The 25,802-nt window shown below is 72.7% G+C and carries 22 protein-coding genes; 13 read left to right on the top strand and 9 right to left on the bottom strand.

All coding sequences use genetic code 11. The annotated features are described in order from the left end of the window. Positions 1-16: 16 nt before the first annotated feature. On the top strand, positions 17-2,215 hold the full coding sequence (gene ligA, locus ACXR2U_RS04580) for an NAD-dependent DNA ligase LigA (RefSeq protein ID WP_458823750.1): 2,199 nt from the start codon (positions 17-19) through the stop codon (positions 2,213-2,215). Between the two features lie 39 nt (positions 2,216-2,254). Here ligA and ACXR2U_RS04585 read toward each other — a convergent pair whose 3' ends face one another. Together ACXR2U_RS04585 and ACXR2U_RS04590 are read right to left on the bottom strand one after the other, a co-directional pair. Continuing rightward, positions 2,255-3,040 (bottom strand): hypothetical protein, encoded by a 786-nt coding sequence (locus ACXR2U_RS04585; protein ID WP_458823751.1) that lies wholly within the window; start codon positions 3,038-3,040, stop codon positions 2,255-2,257. Continuing rightward, positions 3,037-3,618, bottom strand: a complete 582-nt coding sequence (locus ACXR2U_RS04590) for an RNA polymerase sigma factor (RefSeq protein WP_458823752.1) — start codon at positions 3,616-3,618, stop codon at positions 3,037-3,039. Before ACXR2U_RS04590 ends, ACXR2U_RS04585 begins: the two co-directional genes overlap by 4 nt. 168 nt (positions 3,619-3,786) lie before the next feature. Between ACXR2U_RS04590 and ACXR2U_RS04595 the strand changes: the two genes are divergently transcribed. Continuing rightward, a complete protein-coding gene (locus ACXR2U_RS04595) occupies positions 3,787-4,572 on the top strand; it encodes a hypothetical protein (RefSeq protein WP_458823753.1) in 786 nt (261 codons plus the stop codon). 152 nt (positions 4,573-4,724) lie between these two features. On the opposite strand, the gene ACXR2U_RS04600 is transcribed toward ACXR2U_RS04595, so the two are convergent. Next, positions 4,725-5,390 (bottom strand): ACT domain-containing protein, encoded by a 666-nt coding sequence (locus ACXR2U_RS04600; protein ID WP_458823754.1) that lies wholly within the window; start codon positions 5,388-5,390, stop codon positions 4,725-4,727. Positions 5,391-5,519: 129 nt separating this feature from the next. Between ACXR2U_RS04600 and gatC the strand changes: the two genes are divergently transcribed. From gatC to gatB, 3 genes are read left to right on the top strand one after another with little or no spacing between them, the layout of a single operon-like run. Beyond that, positions 5,520-5,840, top strand: coding sequence for an Asp-tRNA(Asn)/Glu-tRNA(Gln) amidotransferase subunit GatC (gene gatC / locus ACXR2U_RS04605; RefSeq protein ID WP_458823755.1), 321 nt, complete (start codon positions 5,520-5,522; stop codon positions 5,838-5,840). Then, positions 5,840-7,393 carry an Asp-tRNA(Asn)/Glu-tRNA(Gln) amidotransferase subunit GatA gene (gene gatA / locus ACXR2U_RS04610; RefSeq protein ID WP_458823756.1) on the top strand — a complete coding sequence of 518 codons (1,554 nt, stop codon included), beginning with the start codon at positions 5,840-5,842 and terminating at the stop codon, positions 7,391-7,393. The genes gatC and gatA overlap by 1 nt, the downstream gene beginning before the upstream one ends. Then, the gene (gene gatB / locus ACXR2U_RS04615) at positions 7,390-8,877 is read left to right on the top strand and encodes an Asp-tRNA(Asn)/Glu-tRNA(Gln) amidotransferase subunit GatB (protein ID WP_458823757.1); all 1,488 of its coding nucleotides are present in this window, start codon (positions 7,390-7,392) and stop codon (positions 8,875-8,877) included. The genes gatA and gatB overlap by 4 nt, the downstream gene beginning before the upstream one ends. A gap of 67 nt (positions 8,878-8,944) precedes the next feature. On the opposite strand, the gene ACXR2U_RS04620 is transcribed toward gatB, so the two are convergent. Beyond that, complete coding sequence (locus ACXR2U_RS04620) at positions 8,945-10,129, bottom strand: PQQ-dependent sugar dehydrogenase (RefSeq protein WP_458823758.1); 1,185 nt, start codon at positions 10,127-10,129, stop codon at positions 8,945-8,947. Between the two features lie 251 nt (positions 10,130-10,380). Between ACXR2U_RS04620 and ACXR2U_RS04625 the strand changes: the two genes are divergently transcribed. Beyond that, positions 10,381-13,524: an IPT/TIG domain-containing protein gene (locus ACXR2U_RS04625; RefSeq protein ID WP_458823759.1), complete on the top strand. Its 3,144-nt coding sequence runs from the start codon at positions 10,381-10,383 to the stop codon at positions 13,522-13,524. Positions 13,525-13,621: 97 nt separating this feature from the next. Then, complete coding sequence (locus tag ACXR2U_RS04630; protein ID WP_458823760.1) at positions 13,622-14,527, top strand: 2-hydroxyacid dehydrogenase; 906 nt, start codon at positions 13,622-13,624, stop codon at positions 14,525-14,527. A 12-nt stretch (positions 14,528-14,539) separates the two neighbouring features. Here the strand turns inward: ACXR2U_RS04630 and ACXR2U_RS04635 are convergent, their stop codons facing one another. Continuing rightward, a complete protein-coding gene (locus ACXR2U_RS04635) occupies positions 14,540-15,001 on the bottom strand; it encodes a PH domain-containing protein (RefSeq protein WP_458823761.1) in 462 nt (153 codons plus the stop codon). A gap of 34 nt (positions 15,002-15,035) precedes the next feature. Between ACXR2U_RS04635 and ilvD the strand changes: the two genes are divergently transcribed. From ilvD to ACXR2U_RS04650, 3 genes are all read left to right on the top strand, one after another. Further along, on the top strand, positions 15,036-16,721 hold the full coding sequence (gene ilvD, locus ACXR2U_RS04640) for a dihydroxy-acid dehydratase (RefSeq protein WP_458823762.1): 1,686 nt from the start codon (positions 15,036-15,038) through the stop codon (positions 16,719-16,721). Between the two features lie 13 nt (positions 16,722-16,734). After that, positions 16,735-17,463: an SDR family oxidoreductase gene (locus ACXR2U_RS04645; protein WP_458823763.1), complete on the top strand. Its 729-nt coding sequence runs from the start codon at positions 16,735-16,737 to the stop codon at positions 17,461-17,463. Between the two features lie 162 nt (positions 17,464-17,625). Continuing rightward, complete coding sequence (locus ACXR2U_RS04650) at positions 17,626-18,573, top strand: heme-binding protein (RefSeq protein WP_458823764.1); 948 nt, start codon at positions 17,626-17,628, stop codon at positions 18,571-18,573. 15 nt (positions 18,574-18,588) lie between these two features. On the opposite strand, the gene ACXR2U_RS04655 is transcribed toward ACXR2U_RS04650, so the two are convergent. From ACXR2U_RS04655 to ACXR2U_RS04670, 4 genes are all read right to left on the bottom strand, one after another. Next, positions 18,589-19,872, bottom strand: coding sequence for a GAF domain-containing sensor histidine kinase (locus ACXR2U_RS04655; protein WP_458823765.1), 1,284 nt, complete (start codon positions 19,870-19,872; stop codon positions 18,589-18,591). After that, positions 19,869-20,573 carry a response regulator transcription factor gene (locus ACXR2U_RS04660; protein ID WP_458823766.1) on the bottom strand — a complete coding sequence of 235 codons (705 nt, stop codon included), beginning with the start codon at positions 20,571-20,573 and terminating at the stop codon, positions 19,869-19,871. Before ACXR2U_RS04660 ends, ACXR2U_RS04655 begins: the two co-directional genes overlap by 4 nt. Positions 20,574-20,676: 103 nt before the next feature. Next, positions 20,677-21,387, bottom strand: a complete 711-nt coding sequence (locus tag ACXR2U_RS04665; RefSeq protein ID WP_458823767.1) for an LLM class flavin-dependent oxidoreductase — start codon at positions 21,385-21,387, stop codon at positions 20,677-20,679. Between the two features lie 15 nt (positions 21,388-21,402). Continuing rightward, entirely contained in the window at positions 21,403-23,358 is a 1,956-nt protein-coding gene (locus ACXR2U_RS04670; protein ID WP_458823768.1) for an acetoacetate--CoA ligase, read from the bottom strand. Between the two features lie 144 nt (positions 23,359-23,502). On the opposite strand from ACXR2U_RS04670, the gene ACXR2U_RS04675 reads away from it, so the two are divergent. From ACXR2U_RS04675 to ACXR2U_RS04685, 3 genes are all read left to right on the top strand, one after another. Further along, positions 23,503-24,498: an LLM class flavin-dependent oxidoreductase gene (locus tag ACXR2U_RS04675; protein WP_458823769.1), complete on the top strand. Its 996-nt coding sequence runs from the start codon at positions 23,503-23,505 to the stop codon at positions 24,496-24,498. Positions 24,499-24,520: 22 nt separating this feature from the next. Then, positions 24,521-24,943, top strand: coding sequence for a PNPOx family protein (locus tag ACXR2U_RS04680; protein ID WP_458823770.1), 423 nt, complete (start codon positions 24,521-24,523; stop codon positions 24,941-24,943). Between the two features lie 64 nt (positions 24,944-25,007). Then, positions 25,008-25,802, top strand: a complete 795-nt coding sequence (locus ACXR2U_RS04685) for an SDR family NAD(P)-dependent oxidoreductase (protein ID WP_458823771.1) — start codon at positions 25,008-25,010, stop codon at positions 25,800-25,802.

A 25,802-nucleotide genomic window follows, 5' to 3' on the forward strand; every position in this document is an offset into this window, starting at 1 on the left:
CGCTAGCGTGAACGGCGTGAGCGACGAGGTGGCCGCGGCCCGCGAGGTCCCGGCCGAGGCGCGGGCCGAACACCAGCACCTGGCGGAGAAGCTGGACGAGGACAGCTACCGCTATTACGTGCTGGACCAGCCGACGAGCAGTGACATCGACTACGACACCCGGATGCGCCGGCTCGAGGCGCTCGAGGAGCAGTACCCGTCGCTGCGCACGCCGGACTCGCCGACCCAGAAGGTCGCGGGCGGGTTCTCGACGACGTTCGCGCCGGTCGAGCACGTCCAGCGGCTGCTGAGCCTCGACAACGTGTTCACCGACGCCGACCTCGCGGCCTGGGCGCAGCGGGTCGAACGCGATGCCGGCACCGTGCCGTCCTACCTCTGCGAGCTCAAGGTCGACGGCCTGGCCATCGACCTGGTGTACCGCGAGGGCCGGCTCGTCACCGCCGCCACCCGTGGCGACGGCCGCACCGGCGAGGACGTCACGGGCAACGTGCGGACCATCGCCGCGATCCCGCACCGCCTGACGGGCGGGGACGTCCCGTCGCTGCTCGAGGTCCGCGGCGAGGTGTACTTCCCGGTCGTCGCGTTCGAGGCCCTCAACGCGTCGCTGGTCGAGGCGGGCAAGCCGACCTTCGCCAACCCCCGCAACGCGGCGGCGGGGTCGCTGCGGCAGAAGGACCCGCGGGTGACGGCCTCGCGGTCGCTGTCGATGGTCGTGCACGGCGTCGGGGCGGTCGAGGGTGGGCCGACCCCCGCCTCGCAGTCGGGCTGGTACGAGCAGCTCCGGGGCTGGGGACTGCCCACCTCACCGGCGTTCCGCGTGGTCGAGGACCTGGCCGGCGTGCAGGCCTACATCACGCACACCGGCGAGCACCGCCACGACGTGGCCGAGCACGAGATCGACGGTGTGGTGGTCAAGGTCGACGATCTCGGGTTGCAGCGTCGACTCGGTTCGACCTCGCGGGCACCGCGGTGGGCGATCGCCTTCAAGTTCCCGCCCGAGGAGGTCAACACCGAGCTGCTGCGGATCGAGGTCAACGTCGGCCGCACCGGCCGGGTGACCCCGTTCGGCGTCATGACCCCCGTGCTGGTCGCAGGTTCCACCGTCGAGCGCGCCACGTTGCACAATGCAACGGAGGTCGCGCGCAAGGACGTCCGCCCCGGCGACACCGTGGTGCTGCGCAAGGCCGGCGACGTCATCCCGGAGATCGTCGGGCCGGTGCTGGGTCTGCGCCCGAAGGGGCTGCGGAAGTGGAAGGCGCCGACGAAGTGCCCGCGCTGCGGCACCGTGCTGGCCTACGAGCGCGAGGGCGACCTCGACATCCGTTGCCCCAACACCCGTTCCTGCCCGGCGCAACTGCTGGAGCGGTTGTTCCACGTCGCGGGTCGGGGCGCGTTCGACATCGACGGCCTGGGCTACGAGGCCTGCCAGGCGTTGCTCGAGCACCACCTGGTCGACGACGAAGGCGACCTGTTCACGGTCACCGAGGCCGACCTGCTCGGGGTCGACTTCTTCACGCGGGCGCCCTCGGCGGCGGAGAAGAAGGCCGGTGCCGCCGGCCGGGTGCTCGGGGCCCGTGGCGAACTGCTGCTGCGGGGGCTCGAGACGGCCAGGACCCGTCCGTTGTGGCGGGCGTTGGTCGCGCTCTCCATCCGCCACGTCGGCCCCACGGCCTCGCAGGCCCTGGCCCGTGAGCTGCGCTCGATGGACCGCATCGAGGCCGCGCCGGTCGAGGAACTCGCCGCGGTCGACGGCGTCGGGCCAGTCATCGCCGAGGCGTTGAAGTCGTGGCTCTCGGTCGACTGGCACGCCGAGATCGTGCAGAAGTGGCGGCAGGCGGGCGTCAACTTCGCCGACGTCGCGGGGGAGGCGGAAGGCCCCCGGCCGCTCGACGGTCTGTCGGTCGTCGTCACCGGCACCCTCGCCCGCTACAGCCGCGACCAGGCCGTCGAGGCCCTGACCTCCCGCGGCGCGAAGAGCTCGGGGTCGGTGTCGAAGAAGACCTCCTTCGTCGTCGTCGGCGACAACCCCGGCACCAAGTACGAGAAGGCGATCGCCGCCAAGGTCCCCGTCCTGGACGAGGACGGCCTCGACGTCCTGCTGGCCGAGGGGCCCGACGCCGCCCGCGCCGTCGCGCAGGCCGGGCCGGACGGGGCGGGTGCCGGGCCGGAGGCCGACCCCTCCGAAGCGGGTTCCGCGCCGGGCGCGCCCGGCTAGCCCCGGCACCGGGCCGGACCCGCCGGCCGACCCAGCGACTCAGCCGCCGGGCGGGCGGGTCGGGGTGAAGTACGGCGAGGCCGAGGCCGCGGCGGTGGCGGGGACCTGCAGCGCCCACGCCGGGTCGTCCAGCAGCGCCAACACCTGGGTCTCGTCGAGCGGGGGCGCCTCCCGGGTGGTGGCCGAGTCCTTCTCGGTGGGCGCGTTCCACTCCTGGAGCTGCAGCATCATGCCGTCGCGGACCAGGATCACCGACCGTTCCATCGCGCCGCGCTGCTGCTGCGGGTACTCGAAGTCGTAGGTCGACCACATCAGGGACCCGTCCGGCCGGGCGGTGCACGTGATGCCGCCGCCCAGACCGCACGGCGACTGCGCGGCGGGTGCGACCAGGATCGACACCAGTGCGGCGCCCCGCCCGTCGTCGAAGACCACCGAGCCGTACTCCTGACCGCCGGCCGAGCCACCCCGGGCGCCGGACACCGTGCCCGGGGGCAGCAGCGAGACCAACGTCGCGACCACGACCTGCGGGGTGGTGCCGACCAGGTCGGCGGGCGGAGCCGTGCTCGGGACGGCACCGCTCGACGCGGCGCTCGTCGAGGCCGCCGGACCGACCGTCCGCCCACCGTCGGACGGCGCGAGGGCGAACCACGCGGCGAGAGCCGCGGCGGCTCCGGCCGTGAGCAGGGCGCCGGCCGACAGCGGTCGGCGCGCGTTCCGCGGCGGCCGGTGGGCGAGCGGGGGCTCGTCGGCGTACTCGGTGAGCAGGTCGTGGAGCGCGGACCGGAACGGTTCGCGCAGGGTGTCGTCCGGGCGGTCGAGCATCATGGTCGGACCTCCTCCGAGAGGGGTGGGGTGGTGGCGGCGAGGGCGTGGCGCAGCCATTCACGGGCGCGCGACAACCGGGAGCGGACGGTGCCGACCGGCACCCCGAGCACCCGGGCGGCCTGCTCGTAGCCCAGTCCCTCGATGTCGCAGAGCGTGAGGACGACCTGCGCGTCGGTGCCGAGCGAGCGGAACGCCCGTACGACCCCGGAGCCCGCGGCGTCGAGCCGCAGCGCCGCGGCCTCGGCGGGGTCCGGCTCCACGTCGGGCCGGGGCAGTCGGTCCAGCCAGGCGCGGTGGCGCCGACGCGCCCGGGCGAGGTTGCGGCAGGTGTTGGTCGCGGTCACGAGCAACCAGGGCAGGGCGGAGCCGTCGACGAAGCGCAGGTCCGCCCGCCGTCGCCAGGCGGTGAGGAAGGTGGCGGCCGTCGCGTCCTCGGCGTCGGCGACCGACCCGAGCTGGCGCAGACAGTGGCCGTGCACCCGGTCGGCGTGGCGGTCGAACAGGGCCCCGAGGGCGGTCGCGCCGTCGGCGGTGCGCCAGGTGTCCTCGTCGGACCGTCCGTTCGGCGTCGCGCTCACACCCGTTCCTGTCCGCACGTCCCCGCGTGGTTCCGCGAGGGGTGACCCCGACCTTCCGCGCCCCGGGCGACGCCCCGAGCCTGAGGGGAGTTCGTGGGTCCGACGGCTAGGGTGGCCCGCGAGGTCACAAGACGATCACGGCACATCGGAGAGGATCCACCCCAGCTCATGGCTGACGACTACATCAAGCTCCCCGTCTTCGAGGACACCGGCTACGTGGTGCTCGACCGCTACGACCAGAGCCAGGACCCGCAGGAGTGGCTCGACATCGAGTACGTCGACTGGAAGTCCTCGGGTGACACCCGGTTCGCGCCGCTCGCGTCGGCGTACGGCGACATGGAGTGCAACGGATTCTGGAACCACACGCCGCCGAAGACCGACAAGGACGGCGTCTGGGTCGAGAAGAACGTCGCGCTCGCGCCGCGCCTCACCGCCCGCGCCCAGGAGCCCGGCGCGAACGTCGGTCGCTGCCGGGTCATCGAGCTGCAGCCGAACTCCTACAGCGACTGCATCTACAACCTGCACCGCGACGACAACAACCGCCTCAACCCCGAGGGCACCGGCTGGATCGTGCGGGGGTTCTTCAACCTCACCGACGACCCCGACGCCGTGATGATCCTGCGCGAGGACCGCGAGGACCCCTCGACCGAGACCCGCATCCCGCTGCCGGCCGGCACCCAGGTCGTCATCGACACCCAGCGGCTGTGGCACGCGGTGTGGCACCCCAACACCGAGCGTCCGCGCTACTGCCTCATCACGTCGTGGACGTCCGGCCCGGAGCTCGGCGCCTACATCGACGCCCGCCACCCGGTCACGAAGGTGGACAGCAAGCCGCTCGACCCCGACTTCGCCGCCGACGCCTACCGCGTCGTCGCCGAGCGTCAGGCCGCCCGCGCCAAGGCCTTGGGTGAGCGTGCCGCGAAGGAAGCCGCCGAGGCCCGCTCCGAAGCGTGAGGTACCCGCACGACCGGAAGGGCCGTCCCGACACCGTCGGGGCGGCCCTTCCGCCGTCCGTGACCTCGGGCTGCCCGGCCGTGGGCATCAGCGCGTCCGCCGCGTGCGCTGGGTCCAGACGACACGCGTGAAACCCGGGGAGGCGGCTCAGCTCAGTGGAGCGTGGCGACCGTCGCCGCGATGGCGGCGAGGTGCTGCAGGCGCACCAGCTCCGAGGGCAGCCAGCGCAGCGCCGGACGCCCGACCAGCAGGGCGTCGTGGCCGAGCGGGCAGACGGCGAGCTCGGTGGCGAGCGTCGACCAGTTCTGGGGCGCCCAGCCGCCGCCGTCGTCGCCGATCTCCAGCACCCGGGCGGGGTGCGGCGGCCACCACGGGGTGGGCAGGTCCTCGACCTCGGGCGCGGCGGAGCTGGCGGCGATCACGTGCGCGAGGTGGGTGGGGGAGCCCGGCTGCAGCGCCACGGCCCAGCCGGCGCGGAAGATCCGGGCCACGCCGTCGACCAGCAGCTGCAGGGCGTCGGACGGCTGGGCGGCGAGGGCGTCGAGCAGCTCGAGCTCACGGTGAGGGTCGATCCGGCCGGCGTACGGGCGGATGGACTCGACGCGCACGCCGGTCACCGATCCGGCCGCGGTGATCAGGCTGTCCGGGAGCCGGTCGCTCGGCAGGTCGATGACGATGTCGTCGGTGACGCGGCCGTCGTGGGTGCGTTCGACGATGTCGACGGAGAGGATGTCCGCCTGCACCCCGCCCAGAGCCGTCGCGACGGCCCCGAGCGCGCCGGGGCGGTCGGGGAGGACGAGGCGGAGCAGGAACGACACGGAACAGGAGTGTCACGGACCGGGGTGACGGCGAGGTAACGGGGGTGAGGCGGTCGTGAGCCTGCTCCCAGGTTCGCCACCTCGCCAGGCCCGGAACCGGGTCGGGGCGACCTCCTAGACTCGGCAGACGTGCCAGCTGACGAACAGACCACCGCGCGGGTCACCCGCGACGAGGTCGCCACCCTCGCCTCCCTCGCCCGGCTCGAGGTGACCGACGCCGAACTGGACCTGTTCGCGGGCCAGCTCGACGTCATCCTCGGCGCGGTGGCCCGGGTGGGCGAGGTCGCGGCGCCCGACGTCCCGGGCACCTCGCACGCCGTGCCCCTGGTCAACGTCTACCGACCCGACGTCAACGTCCCCTCGCTCGACCGCGAGGCCGCCCTGGCGGGCGCCCCGGACGTCGAGGACGACCGGTTCCGTGTGCCCCGCATCGTCGGTGAGGAAGCCTGATGACCGTTCCCGACCACGCGTCGATCACCGGCTGGACCGCCGCGAAGACGGCCGAGGCCGTCGCCACCGGTGAGGTCACCGCCGTCGACGTCGCCGAGGCCCACCTGCACCGCGTGCACCAGGTCGACGGCGCCGTCCACGCCTTCCTGCACGTCGACGACGACGGCGCGCTCGCCGCGGCCCGCGAGGTCGACGCCGCTCTCCGCCGCGGCGAGGACCTCGGCCCGCTCGCCGGTGTCCCGCTCGCCATGAAGGACGTCGTGGTGACCAAGGGTCTGCCGACCACCTCGGGCTCGAAGATCCTCGAGGGCTGGCGCCCGCCGTACGACGCGACCATCACCGCCCGGATCAAGGCCGCGGGCGTGGTGATGCTCGGCAAGACGAACATGGACGAGTTCGCCATGGGCAGCTCGACCGAGAACTCCGCCTACGGCGCCACCCACAACCCGTGGGACCTCTCCCGCATCCCGGGCGGGTCGAGCGGCGGGTCCAGCGCGGCCGTCGCCGCGTTCGAGGCGCCGTTGTCGATCGGCACCGACACCGGCGGGTCGATCCGCCAGCCCGCGGCCGTCACCGGCATCGTCGGCCACAAGCCGACCTACGGCGCGGTGTCGCGCTACGGCCTCATCGCCTTCTCCTCCAGCCTCGACCAGGCCGGGCCGTTCGGGCGCACCGTGCTCGACACCGCGCTGCTGTTCGACGTCATCGCGGGCCACGACCCGCTCGACTCCACCTCGATCCCCGACACCCGGTTCGCGGCCGCAGCGGCCGCGCGCGAGGGCGCCGCCCGCGCCGACCTGCGCGGGACGAAGGTCGGGGTGGTCAAGCAGTTGACCGGTGGCACCGGCGGCTACCAGACCGGCGTGCTCGACGCCTTCCACGCCTCGGTCGAGACGTTGCGCGAACTCGGCGCCACGGTGGTCGAGGTCGACTGCCCGCACTTCGAGTACGCGCTGCCCGCCTACTACCTCATCGCGCCGAGCGAGTGCAGTTCCAACCTCGCCCGCTTCGACGGCGTGCGGTACGGCCTGCGCGTGGGCGACGACGGCAGCAACACCACCGAGCAGATGATGGCCCTGACCCGCGAGGCGGGCTTCGGGCCCGAGGTCAAGCGTCGGATCATCCTCGGCACGTACGCGCTGTCCTCGGGGTACTACGAGGCGTACTACGGCCAGGCGCAGAAGGTCCGCACGCTCATCGCGCGCGACTTCGCCGCGGCGTTCGAGCAGGCCGACGTGCTGGTCTCCCCGACCTCGCCGAGCCTCGCGTTCCCGATCGGTGAGCGGGTGGCCGACCCGATGGCCATGTACGTCAACGACCTCTGCACGCTGCCGGCGTCGCTCGCGGGCACGCCCGCCATCTCGGTGCCCAACGGCGTCAGCACCGAGGAGGGGGTCCCGCTGCCGAGCGGGCTGCAGATCATGGCCCCGACCCTCGCCGACGACCTCTGCTTCGGGGTCGCCGCCACCTTCGAGGCCGCGTACGTCGCGGCCAACGGCTCGATCCTCGCGAACGCCCCGGCCCTCGTCGGCGCAGAAGGGGTTTCCCGATGACGACCTTCCGTGAACCGTCCGACGTCGCCGAGGTGTACGAGGCGGTCTTCGGGCTCGAGACCCACGTCGAACTCGGCACGACGTCGAAGATGTTCTGCGGTTGCTCGACCGAGTTCGGTGCGGAGCCCAACACCCACGTCTGCCCGGTGTGTCTGGCGCTGCCGGGATCGCTGCCGGTGGCGAACCAGGTCGCGATCGAGTCGACGATCAAGATCGGCCTGGCGCTGCACTGCGACATCGCCGAGTGGTGCCGCTTCGCCCGCAAGAACTACTTCTATCCGGACATGCCGAAGGACTACCAGATCTCGCAGTACGACGAGCCGTTGTGCACCGACGGTTACGTCGACGTCGACCTCGACGGCCAGACCTACCGGGTCGAGATCGAACGGGTCCACCTCGAGGAGGACACCGGCAAGAACACGCACGTCGGTGGGGCCACCGGGCGCATCCACGGCGCCGACCACAGCCTCGTCGACTACAACCGCGCCGGCATCCCGCTGGTCGAGATCGTCACCAAGCCCGTGCCGGGCACCGGCGCCCTCGCGCCCGAGGTCGCCCGCGCGTACGTCACCGAACTGCGCGAGATCCTGCGCACCCTCGACGTCTCCGACGTGAAGATGGAGCAGGGCTCGTTGCGCTGCGACGTCAACATCTCGCTCAACCTGCCCGGCTCCGGGTGGGGCACCCGCACCGAGACCAAGAACGTCAACTCGCTGCGGTCGGTCGCTCGGGCCATGCGCTCGGAGATGGTGCGCCAGGCAGCGATCCTGTCCGAGGGCGGCACGATCAAGCAGGAGACCCGCCACTTCAACGAGACCGACGGCTCGACCCGCGCCGGCCGCTCGAAGGAGGAGGCGACCGACTACCGGTACTTCCCGGACCCCGACCTGGTGCCGATGGCTCCCGACCGCGCGTGGATCGACAACCTGCGCGCGTCGCTGCCCGAGCTGCCGCGTGAGCGCCGGATCCGGCAGCGGGAGACGCTAGGGCTCTCGGCGGACGACCTGTCCAAGCTGACCAACATCGGAGCGGTCGAACTGGTCGCCGACACCGTCGAGTCGGGCGCGTCGGTCGAGGAGGCCCGCAACTGGTGGCTGGGCTACCTCAACCAGCAGGCGGGCGCCAAGGGCGTCGAGGTCGGCGAGCTCGGCGTGACCCCGCGTGACGTCGCGCGGGCCGTGGCGCTGGTCGCCGCCGGCACGCTGTCGACCGCGCTCGCCCGGCAGGCGCTCGACGGCGTCGCCGAGTCCGGCGACGACATCGACACCGTCATCGCCGCCCGCGGGCTGGCACTGGAGTCCGACGACGACGAGCTCGGCGCGATCATCGACCAGGCGATCGCCGACAACCCCGACATCGTCGCCAAGGTCGAGGCGAACCCCAACGCCATCAACGGTCTCAAGGGCCCGGTCATGAAGGCCACCCGCGGCAAGGCCGATCCCAAGGCCGTCGACCGTCTCCTGCGCGAGCGCCTCGGCCTCTGAGAGGACCGGATTCTGTGTACTCCTGCGGCCTGAGGCCGCAGGAGTACACGGAACTCGCCGCGGCGGGTCAGGCCTTGGAGTCCCCGCCGCCCCCGCCGGACGGCGTGATCTTCACGACCCGGTCGTCGGTGGCCACGGGCTTGCCCTTGCCGTCCTTGTTCGAGGTCGTCACCCAGAGCGAGCCGTCAGGCGCCGGGACCACCGTGCGCAACCGGCCGTAGGTGTCGCGGACGGTCGGCTTGAACGTGCTGAGGCCGAGGGAGCTGGGGGTGGGGGCCGAGATGTCGGCCGCCAGCAGCGCCTTCCCGTCGAGGGAACTCACGAACACCTGCTGACCCTGGACCGCGCAGCCGCCGAGGCCGGTGAACGACGTCGGCAGGGTCGCGATCGGGGCCCCGATCGTCGTGCCGGGATCGGCGGTGCGGAGTCCACCGTCGGTCGCCGACCCGATGAGGACCGTGGCGCCGACCGGTCCGGCGTCGTCGACGGGCACGGCGCACAGGGCTTCGGCGCCGGCGAGACCCTCGGTGTAGACGGGTGATCCGGCCGTGGGGTTGTCGGCCGCGGCCCGCCCGACGTCGTCGTACCGGAGCAGTTTGCCGTTCAGCGAAGTCGCCGTGACGGGCTGCCCGGCGGTGCCGGTGGCGACCAGCAGGTCGCCGTTCGGGTCGAAGCCGATGCGCCCGAGGTTGCCGGTCGGCCCCTTCGGGATGCCGGAGAGCACCGTGGTGACCGGGCCGCCGAGGGTGAAGGTGACCACGGCGTTGCCCGCGGCGGTGGTGACGTAGGCGTAGACCAGACCCGTCTCGTCGTACGTGGGGGCGATGGCGAGATCCATGAGGCCGCCGTCGCCGGTGGCGTCGAGGCCGGGGACGGTCTCCACCACCGGGGTCGGCTGCCCCGCGACCGGCTGGACCTGCAGGATGCGCCCGGTCGTGCGCTCACCGACCAGCCCGGTGCCATCGGGCAGCAGGACCAGGCCGTAGGGCTGGGTCAGGTTCGTGGCGAGCACGCTGGGGTCGGGCCCGGTGGTCGACGGTCCGGGTGACGGGCTCTGACCGGGCGACTGCGGGGTCGACGGGCTCGGTTGGCCGGGCGTGGGTGCCGCCTGGGTCGGGGCGTCCGGCTCCGCCGCGTAGGGGGCGTCCGGCTTGGGCTGCCAGTCCGGCGCCTCCGCGGCCGCCGTCCCGCACGCCGTGAGCGTCAGGGCCGCGAGACCCACCAGGACGGCGGGCCGGAGACGGACGGTCACGCCGACCAGTGTGACCGACGGGCCTGAGGGTGCGCGTTGAGCGTCGTCGGCACGGCGCCCGGACGGGTCGGGACCCCGGGTCGCACGTGACGACTCGCCCAAAGCGTGCATGTCAGAGCCGTGTGAGTGCCCGATCAGACCAAGACCAGCCCGATCCCTTGAGGCCGCGTCCGAGCCGGTGAGAGGTTCCCGCCGATCCCTCCGCTGCCCGGACCCCGGGCGGCCGACCGCCACCGGACGAATGAGGCCAGATGACCGAGCAGTCCAGCAGGAGGTGGTGGGCGGTCCCCACCGCCGTCCTCGCCACCCTCGTGACCACCGCGGGGCTCGCCACCGCGAGCACCGCCGCCGCCGACCCGCTCGGGTCGTCCGGCGGCGCCAAGGGCGCGCCCGCGTCGGCCGCACCGAACCCGGACGCCGGCTGCACGCTGTCGCCGTCGCTGACGCAGAAGTCCGACGACCTGTCCTGCATCGGGGTCGGCGCGACGCTCTCGTCGGTCCCCGCACTCGGTGCGACCGCCACCCTCACCGTCACGGTGAGGGCCGGCCGCGCCGAGGCGGGCACGAGGGTCACCGTCGACCTGCCGTCCACCCTGGCGTTCGCCGACGGCACCGCGACCACGGCCGCGGTCAACGGGGCCGGCGCCGCCCAGCGCGCCACCCTCGCCACCACCGACCTCGCCCCCGGCGCGAGCCGGACCTACACCCGCACGGTGAAGGCGGTCCGTACGGGTTTCGGTGAGCTCACGGCGAAGGCCAGCGCGGTGGTCGGCAAGACCCGCACCGACGTCGGCGCCGACACCGTGCACCTCACCGTCGGCGCCACGGCGGCGACCACCCACAAGGGCCTGGCCCCGAAGACCGGCGACGGCGCGGTCGTCGCGACCAGGGCCAAGGTCGCCCCGCTGGCGGTGAACCGGCCCTCGGCCCCGCTGCCGGCACTCTCGCGGCCGGCGACCCAGTCCGCCGCGACGGCAGCGGCGCCGGGCACGACCTGCGCGACCGGCACCTGGGCGTTCACCGACGCCGGCGGCGCGACCGTCGGCACGGCCAAGGCCGTCATCCAGGTCTGGCGCGGCGGCGCGCAGATCGCCAGCCAGTTCGCGAACAACTCCGGCGGCTACACCCTGTGCTGGGCGAGCGGCGGCACGGCCAACTCCGTGTACGTCCGGTTCGTGCACACGAACAAGGTGTGGAAGGTCGTCAACGACGCCGGTGCGGACTACGCGTACGTGACCGGCACGGTGAGCATCGCCGACGGCGGCACCTACGACTTCGGGACGCTGCTGCCCGCCGACACCACCCAGCGCCGCGCGCTCCACGCGTACCACACGGCGGCCATCACCTACGACTGGATCTACCAGAACTCCGGCACCGACCCCAACGTCGGCTGCTGGAGCCCGTACGGCAGCAGCTGCCGCCAGATGCAGGTCATGTGGCAGGCCGACCACGCGAGCGGGAGCAACTGGACCCCGGACCGGGTGTACCTCGGGGCGACGTCTCCGGACTCCGAGGACGTCCCGACCCACGAGTACAACCACGAGCTGATGTACGACCTCTACGGCAGCACGTTCCCGTCGACCACGAACTGCAGCCCGCACTACCTGTTCAGTGTCAGCTCGACGACCTGCGCCTGGACCGAGGGCTACGCCGACTGGGCCGACGTGTCGGTCTGGGGCAACACGCTCTACACCTACAGCACCGGCGGCACGGACGACTTCAACCGCACGTGGGACGGCGGCGACGCCGGTGACCAGGTCGAGGGCCGGGTCGTGCAGGCGCTCGCGAGCCTCAACGACGGGGCCAAGTACCCGTTCGACAACATCTCCGGGCCCGGGTACCGCACCGCGGTGAACTTCTGGTCGACCATGCGGACCTACAAGCCCACCACGTTCGCGAGCTTCTGGGCCGGCCGGGCGGCGGGAGGCCAGGACGTCTCCCAGGCGGCTCTGTCGGCGTTGTTCCAGGGCACGATCGACTACGGCTTCCGCAACCCGCTGACCGACGGCATCAGCAAGAACCAGCCGCAGGCGTACGTCGCGCACAACTACAGCGCCACGACGACGCGGAACTACTGGTCCGCGGTCGCCGTGCGGCCGCAGGACGGCAGCGACTCCGACCTGATCCTCTACGACGACGCGGCCCAGAGCTCGGTGCTCGCGTCGTCCGGGTACACCAGCACCACGACCGACTTCGTGGCGGTCAACTCCAACAGTGGTGTCCGGCCGCTGCAGACCTACTTCCCGCGGGTGAACCGCTTCGCCGGCACCGGCAACTACACGGTCGGGTTCTACCAAGGTTCGTCGACCTTGTCGTCGGGCGGCCAGACCGTGTCGACCGGCTCGACGCTGCCGATCTCGATCCGCGACAGCTACCAGAACGCGGGCGTCCCGGTGTACTACCGGGCCGTGCCGCTCGCCGGTCAGACCCTCGCGCTGAGCTTCCTGCAGCCGGGGGTGGGAGTCCTCGGCCGCAGCAGTGCGGTCAACGGGCCGGTCGGCGCCGCCGGGCAGGACGTCTCGCTCGCCGTGACCCCGTCGGCCACGGGCTACGCGGGTCTGGTCCTGGTCAACCAGGGGATGACATCGGGCGGTGTCCAGCTCTGGGCCGACGTCAGCGCCCCGACCGGGACGATCTCGATCGCCGGTGGTGCGGCGTCGACCACCAAGGTCAAGCCGACGGTGACGTTGTCGGGGTCCGACGCCGAGACCGGGGTCGTGTCCATGCAACTGAGCACCGACGGCACCTTCGACACCGAGGCCGTCGTGCCCTACGCGACCTCGACGAAGGTGCAGCTGCCCGGGGCGAACGGCGCCAAGACGGTCTGGGTGCGGTACCTCAACAACGCCGGCATGTGGTCGGCGCCGGTCTCGGACTCGATCTCGCTGCTCGTCCCACCGACGATCACGAGCATCAGCCCGAAGAAGGGCCCGACCGCGGGCGGCACGACCGTCACGATCCAGGGCACCCGCTTCACCGGGGCGACCGCCGTCAAGTTCGGCACCGTCGCCGCGACCAGCTTCACGGTCGTGAGCGACACCAAGATCCAGGCGGTCTCGCCGGCCGGCACCGGAGCGGTCCAGACCAAGGTGACCGTGCCGGCGGGGTCGGTCACCGGGGGGACGTTCACCTACGTCCGGGCCCCGGCCGTGACCGCGGTCAGCCCGCGCTCCGGAGCGGCCGGCACGGTCGTCACCATCACCGGGACCGACCTCACCGGGGCGACCTCGGTGAAGTTCGGGTCGAAGGTGACGACGTCGTTCACGGTCGTGTCCGCCACCAAGATCACGGTGCCGGCACCGAACGGGGTGAGCGGGACGGTGAACGTCCGGGTGACGACCCCGGGTGGGCAGTCGGCGGTGGTCACCGCCGCCACCTTCACCTACACCGCGTGACGGGCTGACCCGCTCCGCCTCGACGCTCGACCCGATCGACGGACCCCGCCCCGGGCACCTTCCGGGGCGGGGTCCGCCGCGCTCTACGGTGAGGCTCGTGACGACCGTCTGCGTGAGCACCCCCGACCTGGCCGCCGCGATCACGGCCGCGCACCCGGAGCTCGAGGTGCTGGTGTGGTCGGACCAGCACTCGCCGCCCGACGGGCTCGACCGGGTCGAGTTCTGGGTCCCCGAGTTCCTCGCCTCGGGGGCCGACTTCGCGAAGCTCGGTGCCCTGCAGGTCGTGCAGTTGGCGTCGGCGGGCGCGGAGACGTTCGTCGAGGTCGTCCCCGAGGGCGTCACCCTGTGTGACGGCCGGGGCGTGCACGGCGGATCGACCTCGGAGTGGGCGATGACCGCGTTGCTCGCGGTGCTCCGCGACATCCCGGTGTTCGTCCGGGCCGCCGAGCGCGGGATCTGGGACCGGCACACCACCGACGAACTGCAGGACAAGCGCGTCCTCGTGCTCGGTGCCGGCGATCTCGGCGAGCAGATGAAGCGCCGGCTCGAGGCGTTCGACGCCACGGTCACGATGGTCGCGAGGCGTGCCCGTGACGGCGTGCACGCCACCGACGAGCTCCCGACCCTGCTGCCCGCCGCCGACGTCGTGGTGGTCATGGTGCCGCTGACGCCGGCGACGACCGGCATGGTCGACGCCCGGTTCCTCGCCTCCATGCCCGACGGCGCGGTGCTGGTGAACGCGGCCCGCGGCAAGGTGGTCGACACCGACGCCCTGCTCGCCGAACTGTCGGCCGGGCGGCTGCGGGCGGCCCTCGACGTCACCGACCCCGAACCGTTGCCCGCCGGCCACCCGCTGTGGGACCTGCACAACGCGCTGGTCACCCCGCACGTCGGGGGCAACGTGGTCGGGTTCCCGGGCCGCGCGGAGAAGCTGGTGCTGGCCCAGCTCGGGCGCTGGCTCGCGGGGGAGCCGCTGGAGAACGTGGTCAGCGAGGGCTACTGACCGCCGCCGCCGCTACCGCCGGCGGGTGCGGCCCGGCGCGGGCGTGATGACGGCCGCGGGCAGGTCGGGCAGTGCGCCGCCGCTCGCCTCGGCGAGGACCGGCAGCCCGGCCGTGCCGATGCAGGGCAACCGGACGGTCGCGGCGACGCCGCCGTCGGCGCCGCGCAGGGCGAGCGCCACACGTCCCTTCGCGTCGACCGCGATGCCCCGGACCTGCGACCACGGGAAGCGCTCCGAGCGCAGCAGGGCGTGGACGGTGACGCCGTCCGCGTCGACGTCGGTGCCGCGCCGGGCGATGAACAGGGCCACCGCGACCGGGACGAGGTAGAGGAACCCGAACCAGGGCTGGAACAGCAGGACCGAGACGCCGAGGGCGAGGAACAGCACCGCGAGGTACGAGGACTTGGGCAGCCGGAAGCGCACCCGCAGGTCGTCACCCGCCCCCTCGGGGGTGATCGCTCCCGGCTCGCTCATGGGCCTGACGGTAACCGCCGTAGGCTCTGGCCTCATGAGCGAGCCCCGCCAGCACCGCAAGCCGCACAGCCACATCGTCACCGACGGCGTCGAGCGCGCCGCGGCCCGCGGCATGTTGCGCGCGGTGGGCATGGGCGACGACGACTGGCGCAAACCGCAGATCGGCGTGGCCAGCAGCTGGAACGAGATCACGCCGTGCAACCTGTCCCTGCAGCGCCTCGCCCAGGGCGCCAAGGAGGGCGTGTTCGGCAACGACGGCTACGCCCTGGAGTTCGGCACCATCTCGGTGTCCGACGGCATCTCGATGGGCCACGGCGGCATGCACTACAGCCTGGTGAGCCGCGAGATCATCGCCGACTCCGTCGAGACCGTGATGCGCGCCGAGCAGCTCGACGGCGCCGTGCTGCTCGCCGGCTGCGACAAGTCCCTGCCCGGCATGCTCATGGCCGCCGCGCGCCTCGACGTCGCCGCGGTGTTCCTCTACGCCGGCTCGACGCTGCCGGGCTCGCTCGACGGCCGCAACGTCACCATCATCGACGCTTTCGAGGCCGTCGGGGCGTGCCTGGCGGGTCGCATCACCGAGGCCGACGTCAAGCGCGTCGAGGAGGCCATCTGCCCGGGGCAGGGGGCGTGCGGTGGCATGTACACCGCCAACACCATGGCTTCGGCCGCGGAGGCCCTCGGCATGTCGCTGCCGGGCTCGGCAGCGCCGCCCGCGCCCGACGCCCGCCGCGACGTCTACGCCCGCCGTTCCGGCGAGGCGGTGGTCGACCTGGTCGACGCCGGCATCACCGCCCGGCAGATCCTCACCAAGGAGGCGTTCGAGAACGCCATCACCGTGGTCATGGCGCTCGGCGGTTCGACCAACGCTGTGCTGCACCTGCTGGCGATCGCCCACGAGGCGCACGTCGACCTGACCCTCGCCGACTTCAACCGGATCGGCGACCGCACGCCGCACCTCGCGGACGTCAAGCCGTTCGGCCAGTACGTCATGACCGACGTCGACCGCATCGGTGGCGTGCCCGTGGTCATGAAGGCCCTGCTCGACGCCGGACTGTTGCACGGGGACACGTTGACCGTGACCGGCAAGACCATGGCCGAGAACCTCGAACTGCTCGCGCCGCCGGAGCTCGACGGCGAGGTCCTGCACTCGATGTCGAACCCGATCCACCGCACCGGCGGCCTGGCCGTGCTGCAGGGCACGCTCGCGCCCGAGGGTGCGGTCGTCAAGAGCGCCGGGTTCGACGCCGAGGTGTGGGAGGGCCCCGCGCGGGTCTTCGACGGTGAGCAGGGCGCCATGGACGCCGTCGCCGCAGGGACCCTGAACAAGAACGACGTCGTGGTCATCCGGTGGGAGGGGCCCAAGGGCGGACCGGGCATGCGCGAGATGCTCGCCGTCACCGGCGCGATCAAGGGCGCGGGCCTCGGCAAGGACGTCCTGCTGCTCACCGACGGCCGGTTCTCCGGCGGCACCACGGGGTTGTGCATCGGCCACGTCGCGCCGGAGGCCGCGCACGGCGGACCCATCGCGTTGGTCGAGGACGGCGACATCGTCCGGCTCGACATGGCCGCGAAGACCCTTGACCTCGTCGTGTCCGAGGAGGAGCTCGAGAAGCGCCGCGCCGGCTGGAAGCCCAAGGCGCAGAACCTCGACTTCGGGGTGCTCGGCAAGTACGCGAAGCTGGTCGGGTCCGCCGCCCAGGGCGCCGTCTGCGGCTGAGTCCGCCCGCGCCGTGAAGGTCGTCGTCCTCGGCGGGAGCGGCCGCTTCGGTCGCGCGCTGGTGCCGCAGTTGGCCGCGCAGGGTCTGCACGGTGTCGCCGTGGGCCGGGCCGACGGCGTCGACCTGCGCGGGACGACGTCGCTCGCGTACGCCCTCGACGAAGTGCTCGAAGGGGCAGACGTCCTCGTGCACGCGGCCACCGATCCGCGGCACGCGCAGGACGTCGACGTCGCCGGCACCGCCAAGGTGCTCGAGGCGTGCTCGCGCCGGTCGCTGCGCCACGTCGTGTACCTGTCGATCGTCGGTGTCGACCGGACCCCGTTCTCCTACTACCGCGCGAAGCACGCCGCCGAGCAGGTGGTGCGGGGGTCGGGCGTGCCCGCCACGATCGTCCGGTCCACGCAGTGGTTCCCGTTCGTCGGCCAGGTCGCGGGCCAGCTCGCTCGCTTCGGCGTCGCCCCGCGCGGGTGGATCGTTGCACCGTGCGACGTCGACGAGGTCGCCACCCTCGTCGTCCGCCGCGTCATGCAACCGCCGCAGGGTGCAACGATCGAGATGGGCGGCCCGCAGACCGTCACCCTCGCCCGGGCGGCCCGCGACCTCGGCGGCCACCGCGTCCTGCACCTCGGCGTGCCGGGGCGGCTGTCAGCCGCGGTGCGCGACGGGTCGTTGCTGCCGGCCGACTCGTCCGCCCTCACCGCCGCGCGCGGCTGGGACGACTGGGTGCGCACGGAACGGTGACGCGACACCCGGGTGTGACGACCCCGCGGTGAAGTGGAACCCCCTGGTCCGGAAGGGCATGCGCCTTGGTGCAGCACCGGGGCGGAACTGCTGACCCGTCGGGCCCCGGAGAACATGCTGGTCGGCGTCCGATCGCCACCACTCCGGAAGCCGGGTGCCGTCATGACCGACACGACCCAGATCCCCGCCACACCGACCGTCCTGCCGTTCTCGCCGCACCCGTCGACCAGGGACGACGGCGGCACCACCGATCCGGTGGTCTCGACGCTCGGGCTCCTCGCCGGGTTGGTCGGCACCTGGTCCGGCAGCGGACTGAACGCCATCTGGACCCCGAGTCAGAAGGAGGTCACCGGCAACGCGCACTTCCTGCAACTCGCACCGACGGTCGACGCCTTCGAGTTCAAGGCCCTCGACGGCACCATCCCGAACCGCGGCTTGAACCAGGCCGACCTGTTCATGGCCGGCCTGGAGTACGCGAACACCATCTCCAGCAACGGCAAGGGCATCCACTTCGAGACCGGCATCTGGCTCGCCGTACCGGAGACGCAGGACCCGCCCGTCGGGGAGACCGTGGCCCGGATGGCCTCGATCCCGCACGGCAGCACCATCAACGCGCAGGGCACGGCCACGGCCGCGGGAGGCCCGCCGAGCTTCCCGGAGGTCGACCTCACCCCGTTCGTCATCGGCCAGCCCGGCCAGACCATCGACTTCGACGAGCAGCACCTGGACCGGCCCACCCCGTTCCGCACGCCCGATCCGGCCGCGCACGGGTTCACCCAGTCGATCATCGACGACATGAACACCGCGCTCGAGGCCGTCGCGGGCGTGACGACGACGACGGTGATCCACGTGAGCACCCCGCCGCCGGCGGGGATCCCGGGCGGCGGATCCGGGAACACGGCGTTCCTCATCCCGAACGCGACCGCCACCGCGACCACGGCGACGATCTGGCTGCAGACCGTCGGTGACGAACCGGAGCCGTCGGTGCTGCAGTACAGCCAGGTCGTCATGCTCGACTTCAACGGCCTGAGCTGGCCGCACATCACCATCGGCACCCTGCGCCGCGTCCACCCGGCCCCGCCCGTGGAGAACCAGCCGACGCCCGAGTGACGAGCGTCCCGCGCGCTAGGAGGTCGGCGACACCGGCAGGACCATCGCGGCCGTCGTGCCGGTCCCGACCTCGCTCTCGACGTCGAGGTGACCGCCCATCGCTTCGGTGAGGCCGCGGGCGAGCGGCAGGCCGAGACCGACACCTTCGTCGCAGTCACGGCCCAGGCGGTCGAAGGGCGTGAACAGCCGGTCGCGGTGCTCGGCGGCGATACCGGGACCGGTGTCGCGGACCGTGACGCACACGGTGTCGCCGGTGGCCGACGGCACCACCGACCACGCCACCGACACCGCGCCGTCGTCGCGGTTGTACCGGATCGCGTTGGTCACGAGGTTGAGCAACACCTGCGTCACGCGGCGTTCGTCGGCCCGGACCAGCACGTCGGGCGACGGCTCCAGGCGCAGCGTCACCCGTTCGGCCGCAGCCAGCGGCCGCACCATCGCCACCACCTCCTCGACCACCTCCGGCACCGCGACGTCGCGCAGCGTCAGCGGCAGCGCGTTGGTCTCGATGCGCGCGACGTCGAGGACGTCGCCCACGATCTCGAGGATGTGCCCGGCCGCCGCGGTGATGTGGTGCAGCGCCGCGGTGCGTCGTTCGTCGTCGAGGTCGAGGGTGCCGAGCACCTCGGTGAACCCGGTGATCGCCTGCAGCGGGGTGCGCAGTTCGTGCCCGAGCGCGGCGACGAAGTCGGTCTTGGCGCGGTTGGCGGCCTCCGCGGCGGAGCGGGCGAGCTCGGACTCGATGCGCCGGTGCCGTTCCTGCTCGGCGGCGGCGTGGTCGATGGCCACCGAGGCGAGGTGGGTGAGGCGTTCGACGAGCTGTTCCTCGCGGGCGGTCGGCCGGTGCGGGTCACGGTGGTAGACGGCGAACGTCCCGCTCACGCCGTCACGCCCGCCGATGGGGGTCGACCAGCAGGCGCGCAGGCCGAATCCCTCGGCCAGCTCGCGGTAATCCACCCAGCGGTCGTCGGAGCGGATGTCGACTGCGACCACCGACCGGCCGGAGTAGGCGGCGGTGCCGCACGACCCGGCGACCGCCCCGATGGCGAGGCCGTCGATGCTCGCGCAGTACGCGGCGGGCAGTGAGGGGGCCGCCCCGTGCCGCAGCACACCCGGCCCGCGGTCGAGCAGCAGCACCGAACACCAGCAGCCGGGGACGAGGTCCTCGAGGGTGGCGGCGATGCCGGTGAGCACCACGGCCAGCGGCGTCCCGGTCGCGATCTGCTCGAGGATCTCGGTCTGCCGTTCGAGCAGCGCCACGGCGTCCGACGGCTCGAGCCGTACGTCGACGGCGGTCACGGCTCGAGCCGGTAGCCGACGCCGCGCACGGTGACGAGGTGCTCCGCACCGAGCTTGTGCCGAAGGCGGTGGACGTGTTCGGTCACGGTCGCCTCCTGCTGCCAGCTGCGGGAACTGGACCAGACCTGTTCGAGCAGCTGGGCGCGGGTGAACACCTGCCGCGGGTGGGCGGCGAGGAAGGCCAGCAGGTCGAACTCGCGGGCGGTCAGCGGCACGGGTTCACCGTCGAGTTCCACCTCGCGGGCCCGCAGGTCGAGGTGCAGCGCCGACGAGGTCTCCCCGAGCGGGTCCGGGGCGGCCGGGGCGGGCGCCTCGGGAGCGCTGCGGCGCAGCACCGAGCGGATGCGCGCCGCGAGCTCGCCGACCGAGAACGGCTTGACCAGGTAGTCGTCGGCGCCCAGGTCGAGCCCCTGGATGCGGTCGCCCTCGCCGCTGCGACCGGACAGCACCACGACCGGCAACCGGTCGCCGGCCGCCCGCAACCGCCGCAGCAGGTCCAGGCCCGACGGCCCGGGTAGCGACAGGTCGAGCACGACCAGGTCGGGCCGGCGGTCGGTGATCGCCGCCCAGGCGGTGTGGCCGTCGGCCGCCTCGCGCACGGCGTAGCCGTCGGCCTCGAGCTGCCAGCCCACGACCGTGCGCACCCGGGCGTCGTCGTCGACGACGAGCAGCGACGGGCGCTCGTCCGTGCTCACCGTCATCCGCGCTCCCGCCGGACCGGCCCACGCGGCCGCCCCGTCGCGACCACGTCCGGCCCCTGCGCCCTGGACCGTACCGGTCGGACCGGTGCGAGAGCGAGGTGCGTCACACCGCGGCGCGGGGGAGGAGCGTGCGCGCCTCCTCCGGCCCCGGGCCCCCCGGCTCGAACAGCAGGACGGCGTCGTCGAAACCGGCGTCGGCCAGGGTGCGGATTCGCGCGGCCGTCGCGTCGAGGTCCCGGCCGACGGGCAGCGTGCAGACGACGGCCCGACGGCCGCCGGCGGCGCGGAACCGCTCGAGCGCCGCCACCATCGCGTCGTCGCTCACCCGGTGGCCCGAGACCAACCAGCCGCCGAACTCGGTGGCCGCCCGCTCGACGTTGTGACCCCACGTGCCCAGCAGCAGGTCGGGCGGATCGGGGAGCAGTGTGCGCAGGCGCGCGACGTTCTCGCGGAACACGCGGAACCGGGTGGCGTGGTCGCGGTCGAGCAGCCGGAAGTCGAGATCGGTCGAACCCGGACTGACGCCCAACGTGAGCCGGTCCCCGCACACCGCCTGCAGCGACCGCACGCGGTGGGCGAGATCCGCCGGGTGGAACAGCGGGACCTGCACGGTGGCCGAGCCGATCTCCACCTCGCGGGTCACCGCGGCCGCCGCGGCCAGGGTGACGAACGGGTCGGGGACGAACGTGGCGCGGCCGATGACGTGCGAGGTCCAGAGACTCTCGAACCCCGCCGCCTCCAGCCGCTGCGCCCACGGCACGGTCTCGAACGGCGGGGCGTCGGCGAAGTGGACGAGCGTGGCTCCCAGCCTCATCCCGTCGGCCCCACGTCAGCTCCGGCGGTCGGCGGCGAAGCGCTCGTACCAGCGCAACGCGTCGGGGTCGTCGACCGAGGACAGGTTCGCGGCGCGGTCCAACGGGGTTCCGCGCAGCAACGCCTTGACCGGCACCTCGAGCTTCTTGCCGGTCCGCGTGTGGGGGATCGCGGGTGCGGCGACGATCTCGTCGGGAACGTGCCGTGGTGTGAGCCGGGTGCGCAGGGTGGTGACGATGGTGCGGCGCAGGTCGTCGTCGAGGTCGTGGCCCGCCGCGGGGACGACGAACAGCCCCAGCCAGTAACCGTTGTCGGGCTCCTCGACACCCACCACGAGGGTCTCCTCGATCCCGGGCAGGGTGTCGAGGACGTCGTAGAACTCGCTGCTGCCGAGGCGCACGCCCTGGCGGTTCAGGGTGGCGTCGGAACGCCCGTGCATCGTGACGCTGCCGTCGTCGTGGAACGTCACCCAGTCGCCGTGGCGCCAGACGCCCGGCCAGGTGTCGAAGTAGGTCTCGGCGTAGCGGTGGCCGTCCGGGTCGTCCCACAGGGCCACGGGCATCGAGGGCATGGGCTGGGTGACGACGATGTCGCCGACCTGCCCGACGACCGGCTCGCCCCGCTCGTCCCACGCGGCGCAGTCGACGCCCGCGAGCCGGCCCCCGATGCGTCCGACGTGGACGGGGGCGTACTCGTTCGATCCCACGAACGCGCCGGAGACGTCGGTGCCGCCGCTGGTCGAGTCGATGCGCAGGTCGTCGCCGACCTCGGCCATGACCCAGCGGTAGCCGTCCGGCGGCAGCGCGGAGCCGCTGATCATGAGGTGCCGCAACCGACTCAGGTCGTGGGTGGTGCGCGGCGACACCCCGGCCGCCGCGGACGCGGTGACGACCGCGGCGCCCATGAACGCGACGTCGGCCCGGGTGCGGGCGGCGGTGGCCCACACCGCCCCGGCGGGATGACCGGGGCTGCCCTCGTGCAGCACGATGCTCGCGCCCTGCAGCAGCGCACCGAGCTGCATGTTCCACAGCGCCCAGCCGGTCGAGGTGTAGGTGAACATGCGCTCGCCCTCGCGCAGGCCGGCGTAGAGGCCGGTCCACATCGCCCCCTGCAGCGTCATCCCGCCGTGGCCGTGCACGAGCCCCTTGGGTCTCCCGGTGGTGCCGGAGCTGAACAACACCCACAACGGATGGGAGAACCCGACGAGCTCGAACGCCGGTGCGGCGTCGGTTCCGACGACCTCGGCCCACGGGGTGGCGCCGTCGGGTGGCGGATCGTCCGGGAACACGTACGGCACGGAGACGAACCGTTGCACCGTGCGCAGATCGCCCCGCAGCTGCGCGACGACGTCCCGGCGGTCGACGACCTTGCCGTTCCAGTGGTAGCCGTCGGCCGCGACGAGCACGGTGGGTTCGAGCTGGGCCAACCGGGCGGAGGTGCCGTCGGCGCCGAAGTCGGGGGAGCAGCAGGCCCACACCGCGCCGACGGCCGCCGCGGCGAGCACCCCGACCACGGCGTGTTCCGTGGCGGGGAGGTACGCGGCGACCCGGTCGCCGGGCCGCACACCCGCGGCCCGCAGCCACGCGGCGGCGCCGGCGACCGACCGCCGCAGCGCGCCCCAGGTGATCTCGCGGGTCGGGACCCCCTCCTCGCCGGTGCACACCACGGCGGTCGCGTCGTCGGCGCCGTGGCGCAGGGCGTGCTCGGCCCAGTTGAGCCGCCCGCCCGGGAACCAGCGGGTGTGGGGCATGGGGTCGTCGGTCCGTACCTGCTGCGGGTCACCGCTGATGGTGATGCCGAAGTGGTCGACGACCGATCGCCAGAACCCGTCGAGGTCCGCCACGGACCACGCCCAGAGCGCGTCGTGGTCGGCGAAGGCGCGACCCTCACGGCGTTCGAGGCCGTCGAGGTAGGCGCGCAGGACCGAACCCCTGATGCGTTCGGGCGTCGGTCGCCACACGATGTCGGCCATCGCCGCCGACGCTAGGCCATCCGGACGTGGCTGCACCCCGGCGTTGATGGTCCGTTGAGACGGCTCCCAGGTCCCGTTGAGGCCGGTCGGCCACGCTGACGGGCACGCGCACACCGGCCCGACCACAGCACGAGGAGACGATCGATGAAGCTCGCTCTGTACCTGCCGAACTTCCGCGACGAGGTGACGCTCCAGGAACTCGAGGATCTCACCCAGCTCGCCGAGGACCTCGACTTCGACTCGGTGTGGACGCTCGACCGGATCATCGTCCCGGAGTCGTCGGACCGGGTGGAGATGCAGTACCCGTTCGGGATGATGAGCGACCTGCCGAAGGCGCTGCCGGTCGTCGCGCGCGGCAAGTGGTTCCAGGGCATGACGCTCATCCCGTGGCTCGCCGCCAAGACGCAGAAGGTGCGCCTCGGCATGAGCATCATCGACACCCCGTACCGGTCCCCAGGTGTGCTCGCGGCCGAACTGGCCACGCAGGACCACCTGGCCGGCGGGCGGCTCAACGTCGGCGTCGGCTCGGGCTGGATGCCCGAGGAGTTCGCGGCGGCGAGCGTCGCGCACCTGTTCCCCCGCCGGCACGCGCACGTGCGCGAGACGATCGAGATCATGCAGGGCATCTGGGACGAGAAGAACGAGGTCTTCGAGTACCACGGGGAGTTCGCCGACTTCGAGCCGTCGGGGTTCGGGCACAAGCCGCTGCAGCAACCCGGCCCGCCGATCTTCTTCTCCGGTCTGAAGGACCCGAAGCGTTCCGCGAAGCGCATCGCGAAGTACGGCCTGCACGGGTGGATCGGCATCCAGGACTCGCCCGAGGACATCGCCCGCTGGAAGGGCGAGATGGAACGCGAACTGGGCGAACTCGGTCGCGGGTTCCCCGAGGGCTTCGAGATGTGCAGCATGATCTGGACGGTCATCACGGACGCGCCGATGGACCAGACGCCCGCCGGCAAGGCCACGAACCTGTTGGCGGGAACCGCCCAGCAGATCGAGGACATGCTCAAGCGCTACCGCGACGCCGGCCTGACCATGCCGCTCATCTGGCCGCCGTTCCGCGACGTGCCGACGGCCAAGACCCTCGACGACCTCAAGCGGATCAACGAGGAGATCCTGCCGAAGGTCAACGCGGGCTGACCTCGGTTCGTCGACCGTGAAGATGAGTGAGGACGAGGCGCGCACGCGCCTCGCCGCCGAGGTCCACGGCGTCCTGGTCACGCTGCACCCGGAGCGTGGCCCGGACCCGCAGCCGGTGGTCTACGCCCTGACCGACGACGGTCACGTCGGCGTGCCCATCGACACGGTCAAACCCAAGTCGTCGACCCGGTTGCGCCGCGAGGACAACCTCGAGGCCGATCCCCGCGGCTCGCTGCTGGTCGAGCACTGGGAGACCGAGGACTGGTCGCGGCTGTGGTGGGTGCGGGCGCAGTTGCGGCACGTCCCCGATCCACCCGCGGCCGTCACCGCCGACCTCGCCGACCGCCTGTCCCGCACGGTTCCGCAGTACGCCGACAAGCCGTTCCACCGCGTGCTGGTGTGCCGCGTGGTGGGGCTGACCGGCTGGTCCGCCGCCAGCAGCTAGGCCCGTTCACGTCGGGGTCCACCGCGGGCCCCGACCACGTCCACCACGAAGAGGAGGAGCCGCGATGACGCAGCTCGATCTGTCCGGCCGCAAGGCACTGGTCACCGGCGGGGCGCAGGGCCTCGGCGAGGGGATGGCCCAGGCGCTCGCCGCCGCGGGTGCGTCCGTGGTGATCGCGGACCTGCAGGACGACCTCGGGGCCAAGGTCGCCGAGGCGCTCGGAGACGGCCACGGGTTCGTCCACCTCGACACCACCGACGACGCCAACTGGGAGTCGGCGGTGGCCGACGCCGCGGGTCAGCTCGGCGGCCTCGACATCGTCGTCAACAACGCGGGGGTCGAGATCACCAGCCTCATCGTCGACCTCGACCCGGCCGACGTCCGCAAGCAGCTCGAGGTGAACCTGCTGGGCACGGCACTGGGCATCAAGCACGCGTTCCGCGCCATGCGTCCGGGTGGTGTGGCGGGCGGGGGCGGGTCGATCGTCAACGTCGCCTCGGTCGCGGCCACCATCGCCTTCCCCGGGATCTCCGTGTACAGCGCCACGAAGTCCGGCGTGGACCGGTTGACGCGGGTCGCCGCCATGGAGTCCGGCAAGCTCGGGTACGGCGTGCGGGTCAACGCGATCTACCCGGGGTTGGTCCCCACCGCGATGGGTGCGGGGCTCGCCAACGACGTCGCGCGCCTCGGGCTGTTCCCCTCACCCGAGGAGGCGGTCGGTGCGGTGATCGAGCTGACGCCGTCGGGCCGGCTGGGCGAGGTGGCCGACATGGCCGACGCCGTCGTGTGGCTCGCGTCCGACGCCTCCCGGTTCGTCAACGGCGCGGGCATCCCCGTCGACGGCGGCATGGGCATGTAG

The sequence above is a fragment of the Jatrophihabitans sp. YIM 134969 genome (assembly GCF_054456675.1).

Excerpts from the sequence above, each read along its gene's own strand:
- ilvD (WP_458823762.1), top strand. The coding sequence starts at position 15,036 with ATGAGCGAGCCCCGCCAGCACCGCAAGCCGCACAGCCACATCGTCACC.
- ACXR2U_RS04635 (WP_458823761.1), bottom strand. The coding sequence starts at position 15,001 with ATGAGCGAGCCGGGAGCGATCACCCCCGAGGGGGCGGGTGACGACCTG.
- ACXR2U_RS04675 (WP_458823769.1), top strand. The coding sequence starts at position 23,503 with ATGAAGCTCGCTCTGTACCTGCCGAACTTCCGCGACGAGGTGACGCTC.
- ACXR2U_RS04625 (WP_458823759.1), top strand. The coding sequence starts at position 10,381 with ATGACCGAGCAGTCCAGCAGGAGGTGGTGGGCGGTCCCCACCGCCGTC.
- gatA (WP_458823756.1), top strand. The coding sequence starts at position 5,840 with ATGACCGTTCCCGACCACGCGTCGATCACCGGCTGGACCGCCGCGAAG.
- ACXR2U_RS04595 (WP_458823753.1), top strand. The coding sequence starts at position 3,787 with ATGGCTGACGACTACATCAAGCTCCCCGTCTTCGAGGACACCGGCTAC.
- ACXR2U_RS04585 (WP_458823751.1), bottom strand. The coding sequence starts at position 3,040 with ATGATGCTCGACCGCCCGGACGACACCCTGCGCGAACCGTTCCGGTCC.
- ACXR2U_RS04660 (WP_458823766.1), bottom strand. The coding sequence starts at position 20,573 with ATGACGGTGAGCACGGACGAGCGCCCGTCGCTGCTCGTCGTCGACGAC.
- ACXR2U_RS04680 (WP_458823770.1), top strand. The coding sequence starts at position 24,521 with ATGAGTGAGGACGAGGCGCGCACGCGCCTCGCCGCCGAGGTCCACGGC.
- ACXR2U_RS04650 (WP_458823764.1), top strand. The coding sequence starts at position 17,626 with ATGACCGACACGACCCAGATCCCCGCCACACCGACCGTCCTGCCGTTC.
- ACXR2U_RS04685 (WP_458823771.1), top strand. The coding sequence starts at position 25,008 with ATGACGCAGCTCGATCTGTCCGGCCGCAAGGCACTGGTCACCGGCGGG.
- ACXR2U_RS04665 (WP_458823767.1), bottom strand. The coding sequence starts at position 21,387 with ATGAGGCTGGGAGCCACGCTCGTCCACTTCGCCGACGCCCCGCCGTTC.
- ACXR2U_RS04670 (WP_458823768.1), bottom strand. The coding sequence starts at position 23,358 with ATGGCCGACATCGTGTGGCGACCGACGCCCGAACGCATCAGGGGTTCG.
- gatB (WP_458823757.1), top strand. The coding sequence starts at position 7,390 with ATGACGACCTTCCGTGAACCGTCCGACGTCGCCGAGGTGTACGAGGCG.